Here is a 24,665-nt window from a genome sequence, read left to right as displayed (position 1 = left end):
TGGTGATCCTCGGGGTGGCCGGGATCTTCGCCGTCTCCTGACCCGCCATGCGGCACGGGCGGCGGGGTGCGAGACCCCGCCGCCCGCGTGGGACTCAGGGGCGCGGCCCCTGGCCGCCGGTGTGCGGCAGCCGCTCGGCCGGGATGACGCCGAGCTTGCCGGCCTGGTAGTCCTCGAACGCCTGGAGCAGCTCGTCCCGGGTGTTCATGACGAACGGGCCGTAGTGCGCGACCGGCTCCCGGATCGGCTGACCACCCATGATGTAGAGGTCTAGCGCCGGGGTGTGCGTGTCCTGCCGGGCGTCCGCCGCGAAGCGGAGCGCGTCGCCCGGCCCGTGCACCGCGAGCTGCCCGGTGTGCACCGGGCGTCGGTCGGTGCCGACCGTGCCGCGACCGCCCAGCACGTAGACCAGGGCGTTGAAGTCCGGCCGCCAGGGCAGGTCCACCTGCGCGCCCGGCTGCACGGTGACGTGGCTGATGGTGATCGGGGTGTGGGTCGAGCCCGGCCCCTGGTGCCCGGCGATCTCGCCGGCGATCACGCGGATCAGCGCGCCACCGTCCGCTGTGGTGAGCAGCGCCGACTCCTTGCCGCGGATGTCCTGGTAGCGCGGCGGGTTCATCTTGGCCACCTTGGGCAGGTTGACCCACAGCTGCGTGCCGTGGAACAGCCCGCCGCTCATCACCAGATGCTCCGGCGGCGCCTCGATGTGCAGCAGCCCGCTGCCCGCGGTCATCCACTGCGTGTCGCCGTCGGTGATGGTGCCACCGCCACCGTGCGAGTCCTGGTGGTCGAAGATGCCGTCGATGATGTAGGTGACGGTCTCGAAGCCGCGGTGCGGGTGCCACGGGGTGCCCTTCGGCTCACCCGGCGCGTAGTCGACCTCGCCCATCTGGTCGAGGTGGATGAACGGGTCCAACTCGGTCATCGGCACGCCGGCGAAGGCCCGGCGCACCGGGAAGCCCTCGCCCTCGAAGCCGCTCGGCGCGGTGGTCAGCCGGCGGACCGGCCGGAAGGCGGTGGACTCGTCGAGCCGCGGCAGGCGGGGCAGGACGAGGACGTTGTCGACGGTGATCGCGGGCATCGGTGGCTCCTAACTCGTGGCGTGGGTGGTCGACTCGTCCCGGGCCGCCCGCAGGCGGTGGCCGAGGCGCTCGAAGACCCGGGTGAGGCAGGCGACCTCGTCGTCGTCGAGGTCGTCCATGAGGTGGGCCCGCACCGACGCCAGATGGTGGGGTGCGGCTTCCCGCAGGGTCAGCAGCCCGGCGGCGGTGAGCACCGCCTCGCTGCCCCGACGGTCGTCCGGGCAGGGCTGTCGGGTGACGAGGCCACGCCGCTGCATGGAGGAGATCTGGTACGTGAGCCGGCTGGGGGAGAAGACCAACCTGTTGGCCAGCTCGCCCATCCGCAGCCGCTGGCCGGGCACCTCGGAGAGCAGCACCAGCACGTGGTAGTCGGCGAAGGTCAGGTCGCTGTCCGCGCGCAGGTCGTCCTCCAGCTGGGTGTACAGCCGTTGACTGGCCTCGATGTATGCCCGCCAGGCGGCGAGTCGGGCACTGTCCAGGCTCTCGGTCACGTCCCCAGACTAGCACTCTTTCAAAATTTAACTAGTACGCCGTGGGGTCGCGTCCATCACGGCTTTCTTGGCGTTCGGGCGGGTGGTGCAGGTTTGAAGGACGTGGCGGGTGCGGGGGCGGCGCACCCGACGCGCCGGTATGCCAGACTGCGCGGCGTGGAGCATGTGGAACTGACCACGCCCGGCCTGCTGCTGCGTCCCTGGCGGGAGGCGGACGCGCCGGCCGTCCGCGACGCGCTGCGCGACCCGGCCATCGCCCGGTGGAACCCGCAGGGTGGGCCGGTCGACGACACCTCCGCGCTGCGTTGGGTCCGCCGCCGGGCGGACTGGTCCGCCGGTGACCACGTCTCACTGGCGGTGACCGCCGCGGCCGACGGCGCGCTGCTCGGGTCGGTGTCGCTGCACCACATCACCGGCGAGACCGCCTCGATCGGCTACTGGACCGTCCCTGCGGCACGTGGCCGGGGGGTCGCGTCGCGGGCGGTGGGCCGCCTCACCCACTGGGCCTTCGACACGCTCGGGCTGCACCGCATCGAGCTGTGTCACGCGACGGCCAACCCGGCCTCCTGTCGGGTCGCCGAGCGGGCCGGCTTCGCCGCCGAGGGCACCCTGCGTGAGTCCTACCGGTACGGCGACGGCCGCCGGCACGACGAGCACCTGCACGCCCGGCTGGCGACCGACCGCTGACGGCCTGCCGGCTCGCCGGCCCTGCGGTGCGATGGCTCCTTGGGAGAGTTGGTTCGTCCAGCGCAGACGGGATGATCGGCTCCGCGGGGGCCAAACGGGGCATCCCAGCAATCTGGAGGCCGCCATGTCGGCGACACGGAGTCGATCAACCCGTCCTGCCCTGCGGTGCGGCTTGGCATGGCGGCGACACGTGCGGTCCGCGGTGGTGGCGCGTGCCAGCGATGCGGCCGGTGCCCCGCCGGGGTGTGCGTCCTTTAGGGCTGAGTCGTTTACGACATCGGCCCTGATCCGAGCAGGTCTGGTCCGTGCAGGTCTGATCCGTTCACGCCTGATTCGTTTACGACATCAGCTCTAAAGGCTCGAAAGGACGAACAGTCCGGCTCCTGTGGGCGGCCCGACTCCGCCGGTATCGCTGCGGCCGGCCCGGCCCGGGGAGCGTCCGTCGGCACCGGCGCCGGGCGGACTAGGCTCGGTGGGTGGACGACCTCGACCTGCTCGACTGGCGGGAACGCATCGCACGGCTCTACCTCTCGGACGTCGACCTGCCCGGATTCCGCGCGGAGCGTGACCGGCTCTTCGCCGACCACCCGCAGAGCCCCATCCCGCCGGCCCGACGGTCCGGATTCACCGGACTGCGCTACTACCCGCCGGATCCCACGGCCGTGGTCGAGGCGCCGCTGCGGCCGGTCGACGGCGAGCTCGCCATCGACACCGGCGGCCCGGACGGCGTGATCAACTACCGCCGGATCGCCGTCGCGGACACTCCCTGGGGTCCGCTGACTCTCTGGTGGATCGCCGCGTACGGCGGCGGGCTGTTCGTGCCGCTGCGCGACGCCACCTGCGGGCGGGACAGCTACGGGGGCGGGCGATACCTCACCGACACGGTGAAGGGCACGTTCGGCCGGGGGCTGACCCTGCTGGCCGGTGACCGGGTCAGGCTCGACCCGAACTACCTCTACAACCCCTCCTGTGCATACAGTTGTTCATACGCCTGCCCGCTCGCTCCCGAGGAGAACCGGGTTGACGTGCCCATCCGGGCGGGGGAGCTGGACTACTTGGACCGCGACTGTTGACGTAGCGGGACGGTGCGGCGTGCCGTCGCTGGCGGCTATCCCGGAGGCTGCCCCGTCTGTGCGCGAGGTTGGCACCGGGGTTACGTACGCGGATCGTTGGGCGACTGCGGACGAACAGGAGCGGCACCGGCTACTCAAGGAGTCGGGTATCCGGGTTGAGGTCGCGGCGCACAAGGGCGGCCCGGTGCGGTTCGGCCTGATTGACCGGCCGGACGGTTACGACGCTGCGGTAGCTAAGACCACGGTTGAGGACGGGGTGCAGGTGACGATGCTGCTGCCTCGGAACCTGGCGGGACGTGCCACGGGCAACACTTCCCGGGTGGCGTACACGCAGAGGCCGCTAATCCCCGTAGAAACAGCCTGAGAGCCAATCTGAGCGGTTAACAACCCCCGCGGGCGCCTGGCCGGGGTTCTTTTGGCCTCCCGGGCCCGGCAGGGGCCTGTTCACACGGCACGTCGGAGGGTGTTGCAACCCCGTGGGAGGATGGCCGCCAGCCCGGGTGTGCTGGCGTGCGACGGGTGACGGACGAAGGTCCACCGGTCCACCCCGGCGCTGTGGTCGCGCCGGGGTGGAGTCGCGCCGTCGGCGTCAGCGGGCCGCCGGGTTGGGCGCGGTCATGTGCAGCCGGCCCAGCAGCTGTCGGGCCTGGTCGGCCAGGTTCGCGTCGACGATGACCGCGTACTGACCGGCCCGCAACGAACTGGCCGAGGTGAAATCGCGCTGCCCGCCGCTCATCGCGTGGGCCACCGCGCCGAAGACCGCACCCCAGATCGCGCCGATCACCAGCCCGACGATGATCACGGCGATCCAGTTGCCCACCGTGAAGATGCCGAAGAGCAGGCCGATGAAGAGCCCGAACCAGGCGCCGGTGCCGGCGCCGACCAGGGCTGCGCGTCCGGTCGTCATCCGGCCGAGCACGGTCTCGACCAGCGTGAGGTTCGTGCCGACGATGGCGGTGTGTTCCACCGGGAACCGGTTGTCCGCCAGATAGTCGACCACCCGCTGAGCGGACGGATAGTCCGGATAGGACCCGATCGTCACGGTGGGCGGTCCGCTTTCCGGGCCGTGCCCGTCGCCGGGTGTCGACGGCCGGCCCGCCGGACCGGACGGGAGCAGGTCACCGCCGGGCATGCCCGATCGCCAGCCGGCGGCCGGTCCCGAAGAACTGGTCATGAGCTTCCCCCCTCGTCAGCCGCCCGGTTTCCCGCCCCCGCCGCGCCATAACGCGCGGGCCCCGCCTGGAGGTCGGGCCGAACTGGTGGCGAACGCCCGGTGCGCGCCCGACGGGACATGGGGCGCCGCAGGGGACCCGTGGACAACGGCACTGACGTGACCCGGAGCCGCCGCGGCGGAAGAATGGGGAGATGCGTCTGGTGATCACCGCGGACACCCACGTGCCGAAACGGGCGCGGGACCTGCCCGCGCCGCTCTGGGCGGCGATCGACGAGGCCGACGCGGTGCTGCACGCGGGCGACTGGGTCGACGAGTCACTGCTCGACGCGATGCTGGCCCGGTCCCGTCGGCTGATCGGCGTGTACGGCAACAACGACGGCCCGCGGCTGCGCGCCCGGCTGCCGGAGGTCGCCCGGGTGGACCTCGACGGGCTGCGGGTCGCGGTGGTGCACGAGACCGGGGCGCGCACCCGGCGGGAGGAGCGCTGTGCCGCCCGCTTCCCCGACGCCGACCTGTTGGTCTTCGGGCACTCGCACATCCCGTGGGACACCCGGGCGCCGGGCGGGCTGCGGTTGCTCAACCCGGGCTCGCCGACGGACCGCCGGTCGCAGCCGTACGCCACCTACCTGACCGCGCGGGTCGCGACGGGGCGGCTCGACCGGGTCGAGTTGCACCGCCTTCCGCCGCGTTGACCCGCGCTACCGGCGACCGCCACGGCGGGGCGAAGCCGCCCAGCCGGTCGGCCCGCGTCGCGGTCACTGGCCGCGACCGGTCTCCTCCTGGAGTTCGTCGATCCGCTTGGACGCCTCCGCCTTCGTGAGCCCCTCCGGCACCTCGGCATCGGCCTCCCGGGCCAACGTGGCCAGGTAGGACTCCTGTGCCGCGGTCGGCGGCTCCGCGCCGGTCACCCACTCGTCCGGGTCCTTGATCGCGGCCTCCGGATTGGCCCGGTCGTTGCTGCGGTCCGTCATGATCTCCACCTTTCTTCGAACAGGCGTGCCAATACCCCGATCGCCGCCGGTTCATGCCACCGGCCCGGACGCCGCGCGGCGGCATACCGCGGTCGCGGGGGTGCGGGCGCTTACCATCGGCGGCGTGAGCGCGGACCGGTCGGGCGTGGTGGTGGTCGGAGCCGGCATCACCGGCGTGGCGTGCGCGGCCGAGCTGGCCCGCGCCGGGGTGCCGGTGCGGATCCGCGAGCGGGCGCACGTGCCCGGCGGCCGGATGGCCAGCAAACGCTTCGACGGGCGACCGGCCGACACCGGCGCCGCCTACTTCACCGTCAGCGACCCGGACTTCGCGGCCGTCGTCGAGGGCTGGCGCGCGGTCGGGCTGGTCCGGGAGTGGACCGACACCTTCGTGGCGTACGGGCGGGACGGCCGGCGCGAGGTGGCCGGCCCGATGCGCTGGGCGGCGCCACGAGGGCTCCGTTCACTGGTCGAACACCTGGCCCGCGACCTGCCGGTGGCCGTCGACCGGCTGGTGCTCATGGTCGAGCCGGGCCCCGCCGTGGACGGCGACGCGTGCGCCGCGGTCGCGCTGGCCATGCCCGGCCCCCAGGCCGCGTTGCTGCTCGACCCCGCGCTGGCCGCCGCCACCCTCGCCGCGCAGGCGCAGCGCTGGTCGCCGTCGCTGGCCGGGGTGCTGCGCTTCCCGTCCCGATGCTGGGCGGACTTCCGGGGCGCGTTCGTCAACGACCACCCTCTACTGGCCACGGTCTGCGACGACGGGGACCGGCGCGGCGACGGCGCACCGGTGCTGGTCGCCCACACCACGCCGGAGTTCGCCGCCGGGCACCTGGCCCAGCCGACCGGTGCCGGGCCGGCCATCGAGGAGGCGGTCCGGGACCTGCTGGCGTTGCCCGAGCCGGCGGAGCACGTGCACGTGCACCGCTGGACGTACGCGAAGCCGGTCACCGTCCCGGCCGACGCCATGTACCACCTGGACGCGGACGGCATCGGGCTGGCCGGCGACGCGTACGGCGCGCCCCGGGTGCAGACCGCCTGGCGTTCCGGGCGGGACCTCGGTCGTGCGCTGGTGGAGCGGCTGACCTGACGCGGCCGGGGTCAGCCCGACGCGGCGGTGACGACGGGTTCGTCGGCCCGCCGCCGCGCCGGGTCGGCGGTGCGCTCGCCGGCCCGGTCGAGCAGCTGCATCACCGGGGTCGCCGCGATGCCGTGCACCACCACCGAGACGACCACCACCAGCCCGACGGTGGCCCAGAGCAGGTCCGCCTGCGGGAAGTCGGCCTCGGCCGTGGCGTACGCGAGGTAGTAGAACGAACCGACGCCGCGGATGCCGAACAGCGAGATCACCCAGTGCTCGGCCGGGCGGCCGGGCGCGCCGCGCAGCGACAGCCAGCCGACCAGCGGCCGGACCACGAAGACCAGCGCCAGCCCGACCGCCGCGGCCGGCCAGGTCAGTGGGCCGAGCAGCCCGCCCACCACGGCCCCGCCGAAGAGCAGCAGCAGCAGGACGGTGAGCAGCCGCTCGACCTGCTCGGCGAAGTCGTGCAGCACCGAGTGGAACTCGTGGGTCCGCTCGGCGGCCCGGATCGCCCGGGCGGCCACGAAGACCGCCAGGAAGCCGTACCCGCCGGCCACCTCGACCAACCCGTACGCCAGGAACGTGGCGGCCAGCGCGAGGAACCCCTCGGCGTGCCGGGCCAGCCGCAGCTGGCTCGGGGCGTGGAAGAAGAGCTTGCCGAGGAGCCAGCCGATGAGCAGACCGCCGCCGACACCGATCGCCACCTTCCACAGCACGTCCACGGCGAACCACCGGGCCAGCCAGTCGCGCGGGGCGAGGCTCGTGCTGGCGATGGCGACCGCCGCGTAGACGAACGGAAACGCGAGCCCGTCGTTCAGCCCGGCCTCCGAGGTGAGCGCGAAGCGCACCTCGTCCTCCGAATCCTCCACGTCGGTCGGCTCGCCGACCTGCACGTCCGAGGCGAGCACCGGGTCGGTCGGGGCGAGCGCGCTGCCGAGCAGCAGGGCGGCGGCCGGCACCAGGCCGGCCCACCACCAGCCGAGCAGGGCCACCGCGGCGATGCAGAGCGGCATCGCGATGGCCAGCAGCCGCCAGGTGGACGACCACCGGGCCCAGCTCAGCGGACGATCGATCTTCAGCCCGGCGCCCATCAGGGCGACGATCACCCCGATCTCGGTCAGGTGGGTGGTCAGCTCGGGATGCTCCAGCGGATCGGGGGTCGGCAGGCCGGTGGGTAGCAGGAACACCACCATGCCGAGGCCGAGGAAGGCGATCGGCATGGAGAGCGGGCGTCGCTCCAGCACCCGGGGGAGGATGCCGGCGAGCAGGGCTCCGAGGCCCACCAGCGCGAACGCGACGTCTACCGGGTCCACCGCACCACCTTCCGACCGCGCCCGCGACGCGCGGGCAGGTGGTGACAGATCTTGCCCCCGGAGCGTCCCGGCCATGCGTCCGCGGCGCGGGCAATCCGAACTGTCGGCGTACGTGGTGGCCGTGCCGGCGGCCGTTACCTCGGCCGGGTCACCGGCGAGTCGTCGAGCGTCGCCAGCAGCGCGGCCGGGTCGTCGTAGACGGCCACCGCGCCGGCCCCGGCCAACTCGCCCCGGCTGGTGCCGCCACAGGTCAGACCGACGCAGGGGATGCCGAGCCTCCCGGCGGCGGCGACGTCCCAGACCGAGTCGCCCACGAACACGACCCGCTCGGCGGTAAGCCCGGACTGGTCCAGCGCGGCGACCAGGATGTCCGGCGCCGGCTTGCTCTGCTTCGCGTCCGCCGAGGAGGTGACCGCCTCGATGACGTCGTCGGCCGCCAGCGCGCGACGCAGCGCGGCGACCTCCTGCTCGGCGGCCGAGGTGGCGAGCACCACCCGCAGCCCCCGCTCGGCGCAGGCACGCAGCAGGTCGGCGGCCCCGGGCAGCGGCGTCAGCCGCTCCCAGTACTCGCCGTAGAGGGTGTCGTGCGCGTCGCGCAGCTTCCCGTCGGCGTCCCGGTCCCGCTCCGGGCCGAGCAGATGATCGAGCAGCTTGTCGGAGCCCATCCCGATGGCGCGGTGCACGCTCGCCATCGGCACCGGCCGCTCGGTCTGGCGCAGTGCCTCCCACCAGCTCACGGTGTGCAGATAGGTGGTGTCGACCAGGGTGCCGTCGACGTCGAACAGGACGCCGGCGGGCGTGTCGGTAGCCATGGCGCTCCTCCTACCCGCACCGGGGCCGGGTGACGCACGAGCTCAGTCGGTGGGCAGGAGAATCTCGAACCAGACGGTCGAGCCGCGTACGGTCGGATCCGTCCCCCAGGCGTCGCTGAGCTCCTCGATCAGCCCCAGGCCCCGGCCCCGGCTGCTCAGCGTGTCGGTCTGGGCCCGGGTGACCGTGCCCCGGGTGCCCGAGTCGGCCACCGAGACGAGCAGCCGTTCCGCGCTGAGGTCGATCTCCACCCGGGCGGCGGTGCCGGCGTGCAGCAGCGCGTTGGTGGTCAACTCGCTGGTGCAGAGCACGGCCGCGCCGACCACCGCCTCCGGCACCTGCCACTCGCCGAGCTGCGCGGTCATCCAGTGCCGTACCCGGCTCGGCGCGGTCGGCTCCGCGGGCACCTCCATGCTCGCCGAGCGGCTCGGCTTCAGCGCGTGCTCGACGGCGAGCACGGCGACGTCGTCCTCGGTGGTGCCGGAGACCGCCGCGGTGGCCACCGCGCACAGCGCCCGTGGGTCACCGCTGCCCGCGTCGGCGACGGCGTCGGCGAGCGCTCCCAGGCCGGCGCTGAGGCTCTGCCGCCGCCGCTCGACCACGCCGTCGCTGAACAGCAGCACCGTGTCCCCCGGCGCGAACGGGACGGTGCCGGTGGTCGGCCGGGAGCCGAGGCCCAGCGGGGCGCCGACCGGCAGTTCGATGAACTCGGCGTACGGCCGGTCGTCCGGGGCGCAGCGGCGGATCAGCGGTGCGGGGTGCCCCGCGCTCGCCAGGGTGAGCTCCTGCCGCTCGGCGTCGACCACGCCGAACACCACGGTCACGAACAGCTCGTGCGTGCCGGCCTCGGCGCCCAGGCTGCTGACCAGCCGGTCCAGCCCGGCGAGCACCCGGTCCGGACGTGGGTCGCTCAGCGCCAGCGCGCGCAGCGCGGCCCGGACCTGCCCCATCCGGGCGGCGGCCTGCACGTCGTGCCCGGCCACGTCGCCGAGCACGACGCCGAGCCGGCCGGACGGCAGCAGGAAGGCGTCGTAGAAGTCACCGCCGGCCGCGTTGCCGTCGACGCCCGGGTCGTAGCGGGCGGCGATGCGCAGCCGGGGGAGGTCCGGCAGGTGCTCCGGCAGCATGCTGCGTTGCAACAGCTGGGCGGTGCCGTGCTGCGTCTCGAAGCGGCGCGCCCGTTCGGCCGCCTGGCCGATCAGCTCCGCCGAGGCGGCCAGCAGTGCGCGCTCGGCGGCCGACCACAGGCGCGGGGCCTGGTGACCGACCGACAGCCCGCCGCGGAGGACGGCCGCCCGCAGCGGCACCGCGGCCAACGACACGATCTTCTGGTCGTGCCGGTCGGCGGCGGCCTCCCGCAGAGGCTGACCGGCGCCGAGGAACAGCGGCGCGCCCGTCCCGGCGGCCCGGAGCAGAGGGTCCGGCCAGTCCACGGCGGTACGCCGCCACAGCGGCGGCAGCCGCTCGTCGGCCTCGTCCATCAGCTCGCCCCGGATCCGGCGGACCATCCGCCACCCGCCGCCGCCCTCGTCGACCGCGAAGGCGACCCGGTCGGCGTCGAAGGCGGTGATCGCGTACCGCAGCGCGACCCGCGCCACGTCGTCCAGCGTGAGGGTGCCGGCGAGGGCGGCGGCCACCTCACTGAGGCTCTGCAGCTGCTGGGTGACGTGGGTGGTCTCGGCCGCCACCGTGAGCACGCCGACGATCCGCCCCCCGTTGTCCCGGACGGGGGAGTAGCCGAGCGTGAAGACCGCCTGCTCGGCGACACCGCTGCGGCCACGCACCAGCGGGAGTGTGCTGTCCTTCTCCAGGAAGGTCGCGCCGTCGCGGTAGACCCGCTCGACCGCCTCCCCCACGCCGGGCAGCCGCCACAGCTCGGGGAATACCTCGGCGGCGGGCCGCCCGACCGCGGCCGGGTGCTTCTCGCCGATGAGCTCGGCGTAGCCGTCGTTGTAGAGCAGGACGAGGTCGTCGCCGTGGGCGAGGGCCATGGGCACCGGCGAGGCCAGGATGAGTTCGACGACCGCGCGTACGGCCGGGTCCCACGCCTGCCGTGGGCCGAGCGAGGTGCCGGTCCAGTCGTGGCCGAGGACCACGCTCGCGGCGCCGGCCCCGGCTGGTGCTCCGGACACCGGAGCTGGTGGCGTGGGGACTCGCCCGACCGTTCCTGGCATGCCCGCAGCCTAGCCCGAGCAGGCGTCGACTGTTTCCGATCATGTGCGGTGCGTCGCACCTCCGTCCGGGGCGGCACGGCGGGCCGGCGACCGGCCGGCCGGCGGTGCCGGGGAACTCCGCGTGGGCTTGCCGAGCTCGCGCCGGCCGTCGCCGACGCGGCGTCCGGCCGCCCCGTTCGGGCGGGTCAGGGCATTTATCGAGTGACTTGTCGGAAAAATCGCCCCCAACCGCGCGGCGTGTGAATGCGGTGACCGGGTAAGCCGAGCGACGCAGAGCGCACGTGACAGGGAGGGACAACATGCGGAAAACCCTCGCGGTGCAACAGGTGGATATCGGCAACGCCGTCTCCGACGCGTGGCGGGAGGTGCTGCTCTTCGTCCCGAAGGCCGTGGCCTTCATCGTGATCCTGGTGGTCGGGTGGATCATCGCCCGGGTCGTCCTGAAGGTCGTGGACACGGTGCTGGAACGGCTGGGCTTCGACCGGGCGGTGGAGCGGGGCGGGATCAAGCGAGCCCTGGAACGCAGCAAGTACGACGCCAGCGACATCCTGGCGAAGCTCGCGTACTACGCGGTGCTGCTGTTCACCCTGCAGTTCGCCTTCGGGGTCTGGGGACCGAACGCGATCAGTGACCTGATCCGCGGCGTGGTGGCCTGGCTGCCGCGCGCCTTCGTGGCGATCATCATCGTGGTCGTGGCCGCCGCGATCGCGAACGCCGTCCGTGACCTGGTCAGCGGCGCGCTGGGCGGGCTCTCGTACGGCCGGGTCCTCGCCGACCTGACCGCGATCTTCATCATCGCCCTGGGCATCATCGCGGCGCTGAACCAGGTGGGCATCGCGACCACGGTGACCACGCCGGTGCTGATCGCGTTCCTGGCCACGGTGGCCGGCATCCTCGTCGTCGGTGTCGGCGGCGGTCTGGTCCGGCCGATGCAGGCCCGGTGGGACCGCTGGCTGGACCGGGCGGCCGAGGAGTCCCGGGCGGTGCAGCAGCACCGGCGGGCCGCCGCGGCCGGACGCGGCGACGTCGAGCGGCAGATGGCCGACCGGACGGGCGCCGAGCGCACCCAGGCGGCGCGGGAGGCGCGGCAGGCGACGATGGCCGGCGGGACCGGCACCTACCAGTCCGGCACCGTGGACGAAACGCAGCAGTTCCGCCCGTAGGAACGGCTGGACGACGACCGGGGGAGGGGTCCGCGCGCGGCGCGGGCGCCCTCCCCGCGTCGTACCGGATCGTCCCGGCGGGCGTCAGCGCGCGAGCGGACGGGCCAGCGCGCAGACCGCGAGCAGCCGGGTGAGCACCCAGTCCGGCGCGGACCAGTCGGCCGGCCCGGTCGGCGGCCGCCAGTCGTGCTCCAGCGCGGCCGCCCGGACGCCCTCCGCGTAGCCGGCCAGGGCGGCCACGGTCAGCGGCCGGCGGTCTCCGTCGAGGCTGTCCCGCACCGCGGCCGCGTGCTGGTCGACCATCGCGAGCAGGCCGGGCCGCTCGGCCGCGGCCGTGAGCCCGTCGGCGCCGACGGAGACGGTTAGGGCGGCGAGGGTGGACCGCGCCGAGTCGACGGCGGCACGGGAGGCGACCCGGTTGAACGGCACACGCATGGGGAACGAGGCTAGCCAACCCCGGGCCCGGTCGACCTCGGCCGCTCGGGCGATGTGTGGTCGACCACGGGTCGGCCGCCGCGGCCCGAGGAGACCAGGCGGCCGGCGGTGGAACCGCCCGGACGGGCATGGCAGCAGATAGGGAGGCAGGGATGACGCGTCAGGACGGGCCCGACGAGCGGCACCGCCGGCCCGCCGGGGTCAGCGACGAGACCGTGGCGGCGCTCGGCAAGCTGAGTGAGGCGCTGGAGTGCGTGGAGCGGGTCCGTGGTCACCTCTACTCGCTGCACCAGCTGGTGGGGCACGCCGACCTGATGCTGGACGACGCGGTGGAGATGTTCCGCGCCGCCGGGCACCCGGAGATCGCCGAACGGATCTCCACCGAGCTGCTGGGACGCAACGTGATCGCCGGCCGGTGGACCTTCCAGATCGTCGAGGACTTCGACGACGGCTACGACGCGCTCTTCCGCGAGCTGGACCGGCACGCCCGCGACCAGTTGGTCGGTGGTCGGCGCCACCTCTACGAGGCGGAGATGAAGGAGCGGCGACGGACCCAGGGCCGCGCGGGGCACGAGGCGCGCCCGGGCGCCGCCGGCTAGGTGTACGAGGCCATGACGTTGGTGACGCCCTGGCGTAGCCGCGAGGCTGGCGGCTGACCGTCGGCTGCGCCGTGAGGTCGGTGGTAGTTGTAGTGGATGTTCCAGACCTTGAGGGCGTCTCGGCGCTGGCCCTCTGAGGTCCAGGTCCGGGCGTAGAGGAACTCTTCGGAGATGATCCGGTTCTAGCGCTCCACTTTGCCCTTGTGGCGTGGCGTGGCGTGTACGGCGTTATCCGTTGATGGCGCGATCCGAAGAGTGCCCGGGCGAAGGCATCTGCGTGGTAGCAGGCGCCGTTGTCGGTGACGATGCGCTCGATCCTGGTGATGCCGTGTGCGGCGAACCAGACCCGAGCACGATGCATGAACGCGATTGCGGTGACGGCCCTCTCATCGGGGAACGCTTCGGTGTAGGCGAGCCGGGAGTAGCCGTCGATCGCTGAGTGAAGGTAGACGTATCCACGCCGCTTGGTCTTCGTCTTGATCCGTTCAGCAGCCTTCGCTTGATCACTTCCTCGACCGTGGGCGCGCCAGCCACCACCGTCGGGGATCCGGCCGACCTTCTTCACGTCGACATGCACCATGTGTCCTGGTCGCCGGGCGATGATTTTGCGGAGCTCGCGGTTGACCTCGCCGTTGGGGTCGATGAGGCGGCGCTGGTTGAGGTCGAGTGCCGCCAGGTGACGAGTGACCGTTCGTCGCGAGATCACGACACCGTCGGCTGCGAGTTCGTGGGTGATGCGGGCGACCGACCACTTGTGAGCGCGCCGCATCTGTTCGAGCCGCGTGATCACCTCGTTGGGGGTGGCGGTCGGTTGATGGATCGGCGTTGAGGGGCGATCGATCAGGCCGAGGTCGCCGTGACGTCGGTAGCGGTTGACCCACTTCGAGGCGCAGGCCCGCGAGATCCCCATCTCCGCTGCGTCGTGCGCGATCGGCCTGGTTCGGCAGCGCTCGACGAGCCGGCGACGGCCCTCTATCGACAGAGGGGCGTTGGCGTGAGTCATGCCGGGTGGTCCGTCGCGCTCGCCCCGCTCGCGGCTGGCTTCCTCGCGCGGGCGACCCGGTGGGTCGCGGCGGTAGTGAGACTGAGCACGCAGATTGACCCGGCGATCAGGAACGGCACGAACGCGACGGTGTCGTCATGGCTGTGAGTCAGGAGGGCGCTGGCGACGGCGGCCGCGATGGTGGCGCCGACCTGTCGGGTGGCATTCAGGATGCCACCGACCGATCCGGTGGCCTCGGGATCGGCGTGGCTGACCGCGAAGCCGACCAGCGCGGGAAGGGTCCACGACACCCCTAGACCGCAGAGCAGCAGCCCGAGGGCGAGGACGACTGACTGGTGATGATCGGCGATCGCAACCGCGACCAGGCACAACCCGACCGGGAAGACGATGAAGCCCATGCGGATCGGCCGCAGCGGCCCGCGCGCGGCGACGATGCGCCCGGTGAGCAGCGGGTTCACGGCGACCAGCAGGGTCATTGGCAACAGCGTGGCTCCAGCCCCCACTGCGGTGGTGTTGAGCAGCAGCGGGATGGAGAAGATCACGGTCGTCAGGGCGTAGTTGACCGCGGCCCCCCACCCGAACGCGGTCCACACCGCGCGATTGCGACGCAGGGCAGCCGGGACCAGCGGTGCCGGCGAGCTGTAATCGACCGCGGTGGTTCCGTACCCGAGGCCGACGGCGACCAGACCGCAGACAGCCGCCAGTAACCAGGAGCGTTGGCCGGCCTGGGTGATAGCGAGCGTTGCGGTGGCCAGCGTTGCCGCCAGAGCGATGTGCGGGAGCCAGGAGACGGCGCGTGCGTGCCGGCTGCTGGCGATCGTCGTGCGGCACAGCGCCAGGACGGCGAGGGCCATCGGAGCATTGATGACGAAGACTGCTCGCCAATCATCGACCGCGATGAGCCACCCGCCCAGCACAGGGCCGGCCGCCATCGCGACGCCGCTGATCGCGGCCCATGCGCTGATCGCGCCCCCGCGGCGCGCCGGGTCGGGATACAGGCTGGCGATCAGGCTCAGAGAGCTCGGGATGATGGCTGCGGCGAACAGCCCCAACAGCGCCCGATATCCCAGCAGCACTGCCAGGGTGGGCGCGAGCGAGCAGCCCAAAGATGCGAGACCGAAGCCGATCACTCCGATGATGAAGACCCCGTAGGCCCCGCAGCGGTCGACCAGACTGCCGCCGAAGACCAGAGCGGAGGCCAGCGCCATCGTGTAGATGGTGGTTGCCCACCCGACGCCGACGACGTCGGTGTGCAGTGAGGACATGATGTCGGGCTCGGCCACGGCCAACACGGTGGTATCCAGCAGCACCATGAAGTAGGCCAGCGAGATGCCCACAAGTTGTGGCGTGGGTCGACGCTGAACAAGCTGCGGGGCACGGGTTGAGAGGTCGGGCATGGATCTCCTCGATGGTGAGACGGTTCGTCGAGACGAGACCCTCCGCTTTCCGTGCCTTCGGTTCGACCGGTGCGACCGCACCAGCATTCGGAATATCCGAACACCGGCCTAGAGTGGTCGCGTGGACCTCGATCAGCTGCGGACCGCGATCGCGCTGGTCCAGCATCGAACCGTCAACCAGACGGCAGCCGCGTTGGGCCTGGCACCGTCGTCGGTCTCTGACCGGATACGCCGACTCGAGGGCGACCTCGGGGCCTCGTTGTTCACCCGCGATCGAAGCGGCATGCATCCCACCGCAGCCGGACGCGCCTACCTGGCATCCGCGGTCGCGGCGCTTGAGGCCCTCGACGCTGCGGCCGAGCGACTCCACTCCGCCCCAGGACTCACCGTGGGAGCACAAGCCTCGATCGCCGACGAACTCCTCCCCGCCGTCCTGGACGACCTGCGACGCGCCCGTCCCGATCTCACGGTGCAGCTACGCCCCGATCCCGACCGAAGCCGGCTCCTCGCCGCGCTCGACCACGGCGAGATCGATGTCGCTGTGCTCCTCGACGCCGGTGAGCACGTCGGTGACCTCGGATTTGCCCACCCCACCACGCCGATCGAGTACCTCGACGTGCGCGAGGTCCCCATGACCGTCGTCGTACCGCCGGGACATCCACTGCTCGGTCGCCCAGTGACGATGCAGGAGATCCAGCAAACAGGCGGCCTGATCGGCAGGGAATCGCGCTGCTCCTTCTGGATGGCCACCAAGCGCTGGCTCGGCCCCGACACAGACCTCACCGCCGTCGGCGGACTGGCGCAGGTCCGCGAATGGGTCGCCACCGGCCGCGGGATCGCGCTGCTACCCGAGTTCACGGTTCATGCCGACCTCGGGTCACGACGCATCGCCCAGCTCAACGTCCCCGCGCCCCCGCTGCAACTCAGACTCATCTGGCGGGGAGACCACAAGGACGCGAACGCCCTACGCCAACTCCTCTACGCCCTCACGCAGGCATAACCCGAAGTCAGCACAGTTGGCTCTGAGCGCTAACAACCACTTGGCCAACAACAGCTAGGGGGGTCGCCGGCTAGTCGCCGGAGCGGGCGCCGGCCGGCCGCCGCCGGGCGGCGTCGTCGGCGATGATCACCGTGGCCACCATCAGCGAGACACAGAGGCTGAACAGCCACGAGTCGTCGGAGACGAGCCAGGCGGAGACGGGCGCCTGGAGCGCGGCCAGCAGAAAGCCGAGCCACGCCAGGCGGCGCTGACGCGTGGTGAGAATGCCGGAGCCCTGGTGCATCCGGAAAGTCTTACGCGACACGGCCCGATTGCCGTCCTCCGTTCGGCCGATTCTGGATGAGCTGTCCGTTTTCTCGACCGTCCGGACGGCATTTTTTGTCGCCTTGGGGGGACCCGGCCGTCACCGCCGGTGAGATCGGGCGGAAGTATGGTCAACCGTGTCCACCGCCCCCACCGCGCCCCGCGCCGCGCTGCTCCTCCTCGCCTATCTCGCCTTCGTCAGCCTCGGCCTGCCCGACGGCCTGATCGGCGTCGGCTGGCCGTCGATCCGCGCCGACTTCGGGGTGCCGACCGAGGCGGTCGGGCTGGTCCTCACCGCGGGCACTGCCGGGTACCTGACCTCGAGCGTGCTGGCCGGCTTCACGCTCGCCCGGCTGGGCGTCGGCTGGCTGCTGGCCGGCAGCACCCTGCTCGCCAGCCTGGCGCTGACCGGCTACTCGGTGAGCCCCGGCCTCGCGTTGATGATCGGGTGCGCGCTGCTGCTCGGGCTCGGTTCCGGCGCGATCGACTCCGGGCTCAACGCGTACGCCGCCGGGGCGTTCGGCCCCCGGCACATGAACTGGCTGCACGCGTTCTTCGGGCTCGGGGTGGCGATCGGCCCGCTGATCATGACCGCGGCGCTCAGCCTGGGGCTGGCCTGGCGCTGGGGATACGGGATCGTCGCCGCGGCGCAGCTCGCCCTGGCCGTCGCGTTCGCGCTCAGCGTGCGCGCCTGGCGCCCCCGCGCCGGCCGCGCCGACACGTCGGTCGCCCCCGCCGCGGTCGCCGACGCGGTCTCCGGGCCCGCCGGGTCGGTCGGGATCCCGTCCGAGGGCGGCACCGAGGCCGCGTCCCCGGCGCCGGTGCCGATCCGGGAGACGCTGCGCCTGCCGGCGGTGTGGCTGGGCGCGCTCGCGTTCACGGTGTACGTGGCCATCGAGGTGGCCGCCGGGCTGTGGGCGTTCCTGCTGCTCACCGAGGGGCGGGGGCTGTCCGCCGGAACGGCCGGTTTGTGCGTCTCCGCGTACTGGGGGAGTCTCTTCCTCGGGCGGGTGGTGCAGGGGGTGGTGGCCGAGCGGCTGGGCCCGGACCGCGTGCTGCGCGCCAGCCTGCTCGGCATGGCGGCCGGGGCCGCGCTGATCGCGGTGCCGGGTCCGGCCTGGGTGGCGGTGGTCGGGCTCGTCGTGGTCGGCTTCGCCGCCGCGCCGGTCTTCCCGCTGCTGACCCTCACCACGGCCGACCGGGTCGGCGCGGCGCACGCGGACCGCACCATCGGACTGCAGATCGGCGCGGCCGGACTCGGCGGGGCGTTGGTCCCGGCCGGGATCGGGGTGCTGCTCGGCAACACGTCGGTGCAGGCGCTCGGGCCGGCGCTGTTCGTGTTCGCCGTGGGGCTGATCGCCCTGCACGCGGCCGGTTCGCGCCGGCCACCCGTGGCCGCGGCCCGATCCGGCGACCCCGTCCGACAGCCGGTCGAAGAGGGCGCCGGCAGCTCACCTGGCCCGTCGACCTCCTGATCGGCGGGGCGCGGGCAACTCTGACCGTCAGACGTCCGGTCCGGTGCGTCCGGTCGTCGACGGGCGGTATGCCCGGTCCGGGTCGGTCGGCTCCCGGCCGGCGCCCGCCGCCTGGCCGCCCCGGTCCGCCGCCTCCTGCCCGTGGCCGAACGCGGATTCCTCACCGGCGTCCCCGCCGGTCATGTCATCGGCCTGCCCGTCCGGCGTGGCACGCGCGATGGCCCGGTCCAGTTCCTCGACCGACAGCCGCTCCTCGTTCCGCCACGCCCTGTTGTCGTCCGTCATGCCTTCGCGGTACCCCCGGCGGGTGATCGCAAACGGGGGCCGGGCGTGGACGACGACGGCCGCCGGGGGGACCGGCGGCCATCGCGAGCTTCGGGTGTCCGGGGGTGCGGATCACGGCTGGGGGCGGTCGACCTTCCCCCGCCAGGCGCCGGTCTCCTGACCGCGCCGCTCGATGAACTGCTTGAACCGCTCCAGGTCGCCCTTGGCCCTCCGGTCCACGATGCCGAGCTTGTCGCCGGCCTGCTCCACCACACCGTGCGGCTCGAACTCCAACTGGAGGCTGACCCGGGTGCTGTCCTCGTTGAGGCGGTGGAAGGTCACGACGCCGGCCTGCTGGGTGCCGCCCGTGGAACGCCAGGCGACGCGCTCGTCGGGGAGCTGCTCGGTGATCTCGGCGTCGAACTCGCGCTTCACTCCGGCGATCTCGACGGTCCAGTGGGTCATCGTGTCCGACAGTTGCCGGACCTCCTCCACCCCCTCCATGAAGTGGGGGAACTCCTCGAACTGGGTCCACTGGTCGTATGCGGTCCGCACCGGGACGGCGACGTCCACGTGTTCGGTCACGCCACTCATCAGGCATCCTCCTCTGTGCGCCGGCATCGGCCGGGACGTTGTCCCGCCCCGGTCACCAGCGAGTCGTCTCGTTCTTGTTGCCGAGCGCGGCCCACACCTCGGAGACGGTCTGGTACCGGGTGCCGTCCGGCAGGCGCTCCAGGTCGGCGATGATGTCGTCCGGCGCGTCGTTGCCGCGTGCGTTCGCGATCAGCGCCTCCCGGTCGCCGGGCAGCGCGGTCATCGTGATGAACCGCCCGAACCGGCTGCGGCGCTCGACGTCCTGCGAGCTCATTCCCTTGGGTGCCCCGCTGCGCAGTTCACCCGCCGGCGCCGTCGTCGTCTCCGGCTGGTCCTCGCCCGCCGGCTCCGGCACGCGGGACTCGTCGACCCGTGAACCGCCGGTGCCGGGCCCCTGGACCAGGCCGCTGACCTCCTGGCTCATCTGCTCGTCGACCCGCGGTCCGTGCTTGCTGTTGCCACGCTCCATGCCTTCTGCGCTACCCGGAGGCACCGGCGATAAACCGGCAAGCGGTCACGAACCGGCCGGCGCCTTGGGCGGCAGGAGCGGCTCCTCGGGCTCCGGTTCGCCCGCCTGCAACCGGCGGCCACGCTGCAGCTCGGCGTTGATCTGAACACCCAGCATCAGGGCCGAGTTGGACAGGAAGAGCCAGACCAGGAAGGCGATGACCGCGCCCAGGCTGCCGTACGTGGCGTTGTACGAGCCGAAGTTGGCCACGTACAGGCCGAAACCGAAGGAGGCGAGCGCCCAGGCGGCCAGCGCGACCGCGCCACCGGGGGTGAGCCAGCGGAACCGGGGTTGGCGGACGTTCGGGGCGATCCAGAACAGCAGCGACAGCAGCACCATCATGATCAGGGCGAGCACGGGCCACTTGCTGACGCTCCACACCGTGCGCGAAAGACCACCCGCGTGGACCACGTCGCCCACGGCGTCGGCGATCGGGCCGCTCACGATCAACCCGGTGGCGACCACCGCGAGCAGCACCAGCGAGACCGCGGCGAGCCCGATCTGCAACGGCCGCAGCTTCCACACCGGCCGTCCCTCCGTCACCCCGTACACGGCGTTGGAGGCGCGGGTGAACGCCCCGATGAACCCGGACGCGGACCAGAGCGCGCCGAGCAGGCCGAAGCTCAGCAGCGCCTTCGCCGAACTCTCCTGTTCGACCACGTCGCGGACCGCGCCGACGAACCCCTCGTTCCCCACCACCGGTCCGGCGCCCATCTCCCGGGCCAGGTCGAGGACGGTGTCCACCGTCCGGTCGCCGTCGGAGACCAGCCCGACCAGGGCGACCACCACGATGGCGGACGGAAAGAGCGCGAGCACGCCGTAGTAGGTCAGCGCGGCGGCCCAGTCGGAGCAGTTGTCCGTCACGAAGTTCCGGGCGCTGCGGACGAGCACCCCGCGCCAGGTGCGCCAGCTCAGCTGCCGCATCCGTCGGGGCAGGCGCGGGCCCCGCCGTCCGTCGAGTGCCGTGCCGGGGTCCGTCGTCGTCATGTCCCGCTCCCTGCGCCCCGCCGACCGGACGGCCCGGTCCGTCCGGCTTCGCCTGGCCCGGCCGGTACCCGGGCCGACAAATCGACAAACCCCGCGGCCGGTTTGCGGCGCCGCCCCGGGGGAACGGTCAACTCAAGACCATCGACGCGGAGGAGGACGAGATGCCCGGGCGCGAGGTACTGCCCAGCACGCTGCGACGCTCCCCGGCCAAGGCGCAACGCACCTGGGAGAAGACACACGACTCGGCGGTGGAGACGTACGGCGAGGGCCAGCGGGCCCACCGGACCGCCTTCGCCGCCGTGAAGCACGAGTTCGAGAAGGTCGGCGACCACTGGGAGCCCAAGGGACGCAAGGGCCCGAGCGACCGGCAGGCGGCCGGCGGCGGCCCGGCCCGGCGCGCGCCCACCGCCGCCGGCGTGGACGCGAACGCGACGAAGGACCACCTCTTGGAGGTCGCCCGCAAGCTGGACGTCCCGGGCCGGTCCCGGATGAACAAGCCGGAACTGGTCAAGGCGATCCAGAAGGCCAACGACCGACAGACCGCCAAGGCGCGCGGTCGCTGACTGACCGCCAAGGCGCGCGGTCGCAGACCGCGACCGCCCGACAGAACCGAGGGTGGCCGTCCCGTCCGGGCGGCCACCCTCGGTCCGCGCTCACCAGTGACCGCCGCCCGGCGCCTCGATGTGCACGGCCTTGGTGGCGGTGAACTCGTCGAGCAGCTCCGGGCCGTACCCGAAACCCTGGCCGCTGCCCCGGCGCGGATGCGCCGCGCCGCCCGGCGCGCCGCCGAAGACGGCGTTGATCTTCACGGTGCCGACCGGCAGCTCCCGCCAGGCCCGGTGCGCGTGGCTCATCGACCCGGTCAGCACGGTGGCGGCCAGTCCGTACGGCGAGTCGGCCGCGCAGCGCAGCGCCTCGCTGAACGAGTCGACCACCACCACCGGGGCGACCGGCCCGAAGGTCTCCTCGCGGACCAGCGGCATGTCGTGCCGGCACTCGGTGACCACCGTCGCCGGGTAGAAGGCCCCCGGCCCCTCCGGCAGCGTTCCGCCGGTACGGATCCGGGCACCGTCGGCCACCGCCGCGGTCACCTGGCCGTGCACGTGGTCCCGGTGCCGCCGGTCGACCAGCGGGCCCAGCTCGGTCGCCGGGTCCCGGCCCGGCCCCGTCCGCAGCGCGTCGGCCCGTTCGACCAGCGCGGCCACGAAGTCCTCGGCCACGTCCCGGTGCGCGTAGATCCGCTCCACCGCGACGCAGATCTGCCCGCCGTTCGCGAACGCGCCCAGCGCGGCCTCCCGAGCCGCCCAGACCGGGTCGACGCCGGCGTCCACGATCAGCGGGTCGCTGCCGCCGTTCTCCAGCAGCAGCTTGGCGCCGGTGCGGGCGGCGGCCGCGGCGATCGCCCGGCCGGTCGCGGTGGAACCGACGTGCGCCACTACGTCGACCTCCTGGGCGGCCAGCGCCGCACCGGTCTCCGCCCCGCCGGTGAGCAGTGAGAGCACCCCGGGCGGCAACGCGCCGTCCAGCGCCTTCGCCAGCAGCCAGCCGGTGGCCGGCGTCCGTTCGCTCGGCTTGTACACCACCACGTTGCCGGTGACCAGGGCGGCGCCGAGCAGCCCGCAGGAGACCGCCACGGGGTCGTTCCACGGGGTGATCGCGGCGACCACCCCGCGCGGCTGCGGCACCATGAAGTCGATCGCGTGGTGGCCGCCGTGCAGGGTGCGTCCGCCGCGCAGCGGAGCCAACTCGGCGTACTGTCGCAGCGTGCCGATGCCCGCCTCGACGCCGCCGCGGGCGTCCGCCAGTGGCTTGCCCATCTCCGCGACGACCGCCGCGGCGAGGTCCTCCGTCATCGCCTCGACCGCGTCGGCGGCCCGGTGCAGCGCCGCGGCGCGCTCCGCGGGCGAGGTTCCCGCCCACTCGGCCGCGACCTCGCGGGCCGCCTCCACCGCCTTGCCGACCACGTCCGCCGTCGCCGCCGGCGCGGAGCTGACCGGGGCGCCGTCGGCCGGGTCGTGCACGACCAGCTCGCCCTCCTCGCCGCCCGCGCCCCAGACTCCGCCGATGAGCTGCGCAACCGTGTACATGCGGCGCTGGATGCCCCGGTCCCCGCGAGGCAAACGCGTTTCGCCCGGTTGCACGCCGGGTAGGCGGATCGGATGACTCCCCACGGCGCGGAGAGCGTGGACGCAATCGTTGTCGGGGCGGGCCACAACGGCCTGGTGGCGGCGAACATGCTCGCGGACGCCGGCTGGGACGTGACGGTGCTGGAGGCGACGGCCGCGCCCGGCGGCGCCGTGCGCTCGGCCGAGGTGACGGCGCCCGGCTACCTGAGCGACCTCTACAGCTCGTTCTACCCGCTCGGCTACGCCTCCCCGGTGCTGAGCCGGCTCGACCTCGGCCGCTACGGCCTGACCTGGCGGCACTCCCCGGACGTGCTGGCACACCTGCTGCCGGACGGCCGGGCCGCGGTGCTCAACCGCGACCCCGAGGCCACCGCGGCGTCGTTGGAGGAGTTCGCGCCCGGCGACGGCAAGCGCTGGCTGCACGCGTACGGCGACTGGCTCGAGGTCGCCCAGCCGATGCTGGAGACCATCACCAGCCCGTTCCCGCCGGTGCGCGGCGGGCTGACCCTGCTTCGCCGGCTGCACGTCTCGGGCGCGTTGCGGCTGGCCCGCCGGCTGGTCGTGCCGGTCCGCAAGCTCGGCGGCGAACTCTTCGACGGCCCGGGTGGGCCGGCGCTGCTCGCCGGCTGCGCCCTGCACACCGACCTGTCGCCGGAGGAGGCCGGCTCCGGCGTGTACGGCTGGCTGCTGGCGATGCTCGGCCAGCAGGTCGGGTGGCCGGTGCCGGCGGGTGGCTCGCAGAAGATCACCGACGCCCTGGTGGCCCGGCTCACCGAGCGTGGGGGCCGGATCCTCTACGGTGCCCGCGTCGACCGGGTGCTCACCGCGCGGGGCCGGGCGATGGGGGTGCGCACCGTCGGCGGCACGCTCTGGCGGGCCCGGCGGGCGGTGCTCGCCGACGTCCCCGCGCCGGCGCTCTACCTGGACCTGGTCGGCGCGGCGGCGCTGCCGCCCCGGCTGGTGGAGGACCTGGCGCACTTCCGCTGGGACGGCTCCACGCTCAAGGTGGACTGGGCGCTCTCCGCGCCCGTGCCGTGGACCAACCGGGCGGTGGCGACCGCCGGCACGGTGCACCTCGGGGCGGACCTGGACGGGTTGACCGGCTACGCCGCCGAGCTGGCCCGGGGCGAGCTGCCGCGGGATCCGTTCCTGCTCGTCGGCCAGATGTCGGTGGCTGACCCGAGCCACTCCCCGCCGGGCACGGAGTCGCTCTGGTCGTACACCCATCTGCCGTTCCGCCGGCACTGGCGGGCGGAGGACCTCGTCGGGCACGTCGAGCGGATGGAGCAGGTGATCGAGGAGGCGGCGCCCGGCTTCCGCAGCCTGATCGTCGGACGGCACGTGGCCGGCCCCGCCGAGCTCGAGAACGGTGACGCCAACCTGGTCGGCGGCGCGGTCGGTGGCGGCACCTCGGCCGCGTACCAGCAGCTGTTCCTCCGCCCGATCCCCGGCCTGGGCCGGCCCGACACCCCGGTGGACCGGCTCTTCCTGGCGAGCGCGTCCGCGCACCCGGGCGGCGGCGTGCACGGCGCGCCTGGGTCGAACGCGGCACGGGCCGCCCTGGCCCGGGACCGCGCCCTCACCGGTGGCGTGTACGCCGCCGCCGTCGGCTCCGCGCAGCGCGCCATCTACCGCTGACCGCTCGGACGGGCCGCGCGGGCCGATCGGCCTGGGCGTTCGTTCCGACGTCGGCGGAGGGGGGACCCGGTGACCCGCCCGGCGGCGTCCGCGTGCCGCCGAGCCAATCACCGTGCGTGAAGTAGCGGTGGCGACTGGATTATCCGGCCGTCGCCATTGCTCTGCATACCTATACGCGACAGTGACGTTCGGTGATCGTCCCTCGCGCCGATGGTGAGTGCTGGTCGTCGCCGAGGGGCAGGTGGGCGAGCTGGTGCCTCGGTGGGTGCAGAGCAAAGGGGCGCCGGTGGTGTGCTCGGCTGCCGGGCGGTCCGCTACGGACC

Annotated in this window: 25 protein-coding genes and 1 pseudogene; 10 read left to right on the top strand and 16 right to left on the bottom strand. The window is 73.2% G+C overall.

Features of this window, described 5'->3' with window-relative positions; translation table 11 throughout:
- Positions 1–94 precede the first annotated feature (94 nt).
- Together O7603_RS10845 and O7603_RS10840 are read right to left on the bottom strand one after the other, a co-directional pair.
- Positions 95–1,081 (bottom strand): pirin family protein, encoded by a 987-nt coding sequence (locus tag O7603_RS10845; RefSeq protein WP_281575568.1) that lies wholly within the window; start codon positions 1,079–1,081, stop codon positions 95–97.
- 9 nt (positions 1,082–1,090) lie between these two features.
- Positions 1,091–1,573 (bottom strand): MarR family transcriptional regulator, encoded by a 483-nt coding sequence (locus tag O7603_RS10840; protein WP_281575567.1) that lies wholly within the window; start codon positions 1,571–1,573, stop codon positions 1,091–1,093.
- Positions 1,574–1,729: 156 nt separating this feature from the next.
- Between O7603_RS10840 and O7603_RS10835 the strand changes: the two genes are divergently transcribed.
- Complete coding sequence (locus O7603_RS10835) at positions 1,730–2,260, top strand: GNAT family protein (protein ID WP_281575566.1); 531 nt, start codon at positions 1,730–1,732, stop codon at positions 2,258–2,260.
- Positions 2,261–2,736: 476 nt separating this feature from the next.
- The gene (locus tag O7603_RS10830) at positions 2,737–3,333 is read left to right on the top strand and encodes a DUF1684 domain-containing protein (RefSeq protein ID WP_281575565.1); all 597 of its coding nucleotides are present in this window, start codon (positions 2,737–2,739) and stop codon (positions 3,331–3,333) included.
- 589 nt (positions 3,334–3,922) lie between these two features.
- Here the strand turns inward: O7603_RS10830 and O7603_RS10825 are convergent.
- Complete coding sequence (locus tag O7603_RS10825; RefSeq protein WP_281575564.1) at positions 3,923–4,507, bottom strand: general stress protein; 585 nt, start codon at positions 4,505–4,507, stop codon at positions 3,923–3,925.
- A 191-nt stretch (positions 4,508–4,698) separates the two neighbouring features.
- Here O7603_RS10825 and O7603_RS10820 point away from each other — a divergent pair, with 191 nt between their 5' ends.
- A complete protein-coding gene (locus O7603_RS10820) occupies positions 4,699–5,199 on the top strand; it encodes a metallophosphoesterase (protein ID WP_281575563.1) in 501 nt (166 codons plus the stop codon).
- Positions 5,200–5,262: 63 nt separating this feature from the next.
- Here the strand turns inward: O7603_RS10820 and O7603_RS10815 are convergent, their stop codons facing one another.
- Positions 5,263–5,478 carry a DUF3072 domain-containing protein gene (locus tag O7603_RS10815; protein ID WP_281575562.1) on the bottom strand — a complete coding sequence of 72 codons (216 nt, stop codon included), beginning with the start codon at positions 5,476–5,478 and terminating at the stop codon, positions 5,263–5,265.
- 145 nt (positions 5,479–5,623) lie between these two features.
- Between O7603_RS10815 and O7603_RS10810 the strand changes: the two genes are divergently transcribed.
- On the top strand, positions 5,624–6,562 hold the full coding sequence (locus O7603_RS10810) for an FAD-dependent oxidoreductase (protein ID WP_281576664.1): 939 nt from the start codon (positions 5,624–5,626) through the stop codon (positions 6,560–6,562).
- 11 nt (positions 6,563–6,573) lie between these two features.
- On the opposite strand, the gene O7603_RS10805 is transcribed toward O7603_RS10810, so the two are convergent.
- From O7603_RS10805 to O7603_RS10795, 3 genes are all read right to left on the bottom strand, one after another.
- Positions 6,574–7,866: a cation:proton antiporter gene (locus tag O7603_RS10805; RefSeq protein ID WP_281575561.1), complete on the bottom strand. Its 1,293-nt coding sequence runs from the start codon at positions 7,864–7,866 to the stop codon at positions 6,574–6,576.
- A gap of 134 nt (positions 7,867–8,000) precedes the next feature.
- Entirely contained in the window at positions 8,001–8,678 is a 678-nt protein-coding gene (locus O7603_RS10800; RefSeq protein ID WP_281575560.1) for an HAD family hydrolase, read from the bottom strand.
- Positions 8,679–8,720: 42 nt separating this feature from the next.
- Positions 8,721–10,850, bottom strand: coding sequence for a SpoIIE family protein phosphatase (locus O7603_RS10795; protein ID WP_281575559.1), 2,130 nt, complete (start codon positions 10,848–10,850; stop codon positions 8,721–8,723).
- Positions 10,851–11,149: 299 nt separating this feature from the next.
- Here O7603_RS10795 and O7603_RS10790 point away from each other — a divergent pair, with 299 nt between their 5' ends.
- Positions 11,150–12,013 (top strand): hypothetical protein, encoded by an 864-nt coding sequence (locus tag O7603_RS10790; RefSeq protein WP_281575558.1) that lies wholly within the window; start codon positions 11,150–11,152, stop codon positions 12,011–12,013.
- A gap of 84 nt (positions 12,014–12,097) precedes the next feature.
- On the opposite strand, the gene O7603_RS10785 is transcribed toward O7603_RS10790, so the two are convergent.
- Positions 12,098–12,448 (bottom strand): DUF6401 family natural product biosynthesis protein, encoded by a 351-nt coding sequence (locus tag O7603_RS10785; protein WP_281575557.1) that lies wholly within the window; start codon positions 12,446–12,448, stop codon positions 12,098–12,100.
- Between the two features lie 152 nt (positions 12,449–12,600).
- On the opposite strand from O7603_RS10785, the gene O7603_RS10780 reads away from it, so the two are divergent.
- Positions 12,601–13,047: a hypothetical protein gene (locus O7603_RS10780; protein WP_281575556.1), complete on the top strand. Its 447-nt coding sequence runs from the start codon at positions 12,601–12,603 to the stop codon at positions 13,045–13,047.
- Here the strand turns inward: O7603_RS10780 and O7603_RS10775 are convergent.
- Positions 13,044–14,050: pseudogene (locus tag O7603_RS10775) on the bottom strand (IS481 family transposase). The gene O7603_RS10780 and the pseudogene O7603_RS10775 sit on opposite strands and share 4 nt — an antisense overlap.
- On the bottom strand, positions 14,047–15,447 hold the full coding sequence (locus O7603_RS10770; RefSeq protein ID WP_281575555.1) for an MFS transporter: 1,401 nt from the start codon (positions 15,445–15,447) through the stop codon (positions 14,047–14,049). The pseudogene O7603_RS10775 and the gene O7603_RS10770 overlap by 4 nt, the downstream one beginning before the upstream one ends.
- Positions 15,448–15,568: 121 nt before the next feature.
- On the opposite strand from O7603_RS10770, the gene O7603_RS10765 reads away from it, so the two are divergent.
- Positions 15,569–16,447, top strand: coding sequence for a LysR family transcriptional regulator (locus O7603_RS10765; protein ID WP_281575554.1), 879 nt, complete (start codon positions 15,569–15,571; stop codon positions 16,445–16,447).
- 70 nt (positions 16,448–16,517) lie between these two features.
- Here O7603_RS10765 and O7603_RS10760 read toward each other — a convergent pair whose 3' ends face one another.
- The gene (locus O7603_RS10760) at positions 16,518–16,730 is read right to left on the bottom strand and encodes a hypothetical protein (protein ID WP_281575553.1); all 213 of its coding nucleotides are present in this window, start codon (positions 16,728–16,730) and stop codon (positions 16,518–16,520) included.
- A gap of 157 nt (positions 16,731–16,887) precedes the next feature.
- Between O7603_RS10760 and O7603_RS10755 the strand changes: the two genes are divergently transcribed.
- Positions 16,888–18,225: an MFS transporter gene (locus O7603_RS10755; protein ID WP_281575552.1), complete on the top strand. Its 1,338-nt coding sequence runs from the start codon at positions 16,888–16,890 to the stop codon at positions 18,223–18,225.
- Between the two features lie 27 nt (positions 18,226–18,252).
- Here O7603_RS10755 and O7603_RS10750 read toward each other — a convergent pair whose 3' ends face one another.
- The 4 genes from O7603_RS10750 to O7603_RS10735 form a co-directional block, all read right to left on the bottom strand.
- Positions 18,253–18,510, bottom strand: a complete 258-nt coding sequence (locus tag O7603_RS10750; RefSeq protein WP_281575551.1) for a hypothetical protein — start codon at positions 18,508–18,510, stop codon at positions 18,253–18,255.
- A gap of 111 nt (positions 18,511–18,621) precedes the next feature.
- Complete coding sequence (locus O7603_RS10745) at positions 18,622–19,083, bottom strand: SRPBCC family protein (protein WP_281575550.1); 462 nt, start codon at positions 19,081–19,083, stop codon at positions 18,622–18,624.
- A 52-nt stretch (positions 19,084–19,135) separates the two neighbouring features.
- Positions 19,136–19,552, bottom strand: coding sequence for a DUF2795 domain-containing protein (locus O7603_RS10740; RefSeq protein ID WP_281575549.1), 417 nt, complete (start codon positions 19,550–19,552; stop codon positions 19,136–19,138).
- Positions 19,553–19,597: 45 nt separating this feature from the next.
- Complete coding sequence (locus O7603_RS10735; protein ID WP_281575548.1) at positions 19,598–20,578, bottom strand: YihY/virulence factor BrkB family protein; 981 nt, start codon at positions 20,576–20,578, stop codon at positions 19,598–19,600.
- A 161-nt stretch (positions 20,579–20,739) separates the two neighbouring features.
- Here O7603_RS10735 and O7603_RS10730 point away from each other — a divergent pair, with 161 nt between their 5' ends.
- Positions 20,740–21,141, top strand: coding sequence for a ChaB family protein (locus O7603_RS10730; protein ID WP_281575547.1), 402 nt, complete (start codon positions 20,740–20,742; stop codon positions 21,139–21,141).
- A gap of 90 nt (positions 21,142–21,231) precedes the next feature.
- Here the strand turns inward: O7603_RS10730 and O7603_RS10725 are convergent, their stop codons facing one another.
- Positions 21,232–22,665 (bottom strand): aldehyde dehydrogenase family protein, encoded by a 1,434-nt coding sequence (locus O7603_RS10725; protein WP_281575546.1) that lies wholly within the window; start codon positions 22,663–22,665, stop codon positions 21,232–21,234.
- Between the two features lie 72 nt (positions 22,666–22,737).
- Here O7603_RS10725 and O7603_RS10720 point away from each other — a divergent pair, with 72 nt between their 5' ends.
- Entirely contained in the window at positions 22,738–24,342 is a 1,605-nt protein-coding gene (locus O7603_RS10720) for an NAD(P)/FAD-dependent oxidoreductase (protein WP_281575545.1), read from the top strand.
- Positions 24,343–24,665: the final 323 nt, after the last annotated feature.

Source organism: Micromonospora sp. WMMD812, from assembly GCF_027497215.1.
Classification (GTDB): domain Bacteria; phylum Actinomycetota; class Actinomycetes; order Mycobacteriales; family Micromonosporaceae; genus Micromonospora.
The sequence above is the reverse complement of the archived record's forward strand: the minus strand, read 5'-3'. Positions and strand labels throughout refer to the sequence as shown.

What these genes read in the sequence shown, in the direction of transcription:
- O7603_RS10745 (WP_281575550.1), bottom strand. Translation starts at nt 19,083, where the DNA reads ATGAGTGGCGTGACCGAACACGTGGACGTCGCCGTCCCGGTGCGGACC.
- O7603_RS10750 (WP_281575551.1), bottom strand. Translation starts at nt 18,510, where the DNA reads ATGACGGACGACAACAGGGCGTGGCGGAACGAGGAGCGGCTGTCGGTC.
- O7603_RS10730 (WP_281575547.1), top strand. Translation starts at nt 20,740, where the DNA reads ATGCCCGGGCGCGAGGTACTGCCCAGCACGCTGCGACGCTCCCCGGCC.
- O7603_RS10790 (WP_281575558.1), top strand. Translation starts at nt 11,150, where the DNA reads ATGCGGAAAACCCTCGCGGTGCAACAGGTGGATATCGGCAACGCCGTC.
- O7603_RS10825 (WP_281575564.1), bottom strand. Translation starts at nt 4,507, where the DNA reads ATGACCAGTTCTTCGGGACCGGCCGCCGGCTGGCGATCGGGCATGCCC.
- O7603_RS10820 (WP_281575563.1), top strand. Translation starts at nt 4,699, where the DNA reads ATGCGTCTGGTGATCACCGCGGACACCCACGTGCCGAAACGGGCGCGG.
- O7603_RS10795 (WP_281575559.1), bottom strand. Translation starts at nt 10,850, where the DNA reads ATGCCAGGAACGGTCGGGCGAGTCCCCACGCCACCAGCTCCGGTGTCC.
- O7603_RS10800 (WP_281575560.1), bottom strand. Translation starts at nt 8,678, where the DNA reads ATGGCTACCGACACGCCCGCCGGCGTCCTGTTCGACGTCGACGGCACC.
- O7603_RS10760 (WP_281575553.1), bottom strand. Translation starts at nt 16,730, where the DNA reads ATGCACCAGGGCTCCGGCATTCTCACCACGCGTCAGCGCCGCCTGGCG.
- O7603_RS10770 (WP_281575555.1), bottom strand. Translation starts at nt 15,447, where the DNA reads ATGCCCGACCTCTCAACCCGTGCCCCGCAGCTTGTTCAGCGTCGACCC.
- O7603_RS10740 (WP_281575549.1), bottom strand. Translation starts at nt 19,552, where the DNA reads ATGGAGCGTGGCAACAGCAAGCACGGACCGCGGGTCGACGAGCAGATG.
- O7603_RS10785 (WP_281575557.1), bottom strand. Translation starts at nt 12,448, where the DNA reads ATGCGTGTGCCGTTCAACCGGGTCGCCTCCCGTGCCGCCGTCGACTCG.
- O7603_RS10815 (WP_281575562.1), bottom strand. Translation starts at nt 5,478, where the DNA reads ATGACGGACCGCAGCAACGACCGGGCCAATCCGGAGGCCGCGATCAAG.
- O7603_RS10725 (WP_281575546.1), bottom strand. Translation starts at nt 22,665, where the DNA reads ATGTACACGGTTGCGCAGCTCATCGGCGGAGTCTGGGGCGCGGGCGGC.
- O7603_RS10845 (WP_281575568.1), bottom strand. Translation starts at nt 1,081, where the DNA reads ATGCCCGCGATCACCGTCGACAACGTCCTCGTCCTGCCCCGCCTGCCG.
- O7603_RS10780 (WP_281575556.1), top strand. Translation starts at nt 12,601, where the DNA reads ATGACGCGTCAGGACGGGCCCGACGAGCGGCACCGCCGGCCCGCCGGG.
- O7603_RS10720 (WP_281575545.1), top strand. Translation starts at nt 22,738, where the DNA reads ATGACTCCCCACGGCGCGGAGAGCGTGGACGCAATCGTTGTCGGGGCG.
- O7603_RS10735 (WP_281575548.1), bottom strand. Translation starts at nt 20,578, where the DNA reads ATGACGACGACGGACCCCGGCACGGCACTCGACGGACGGCGGGGCCCG.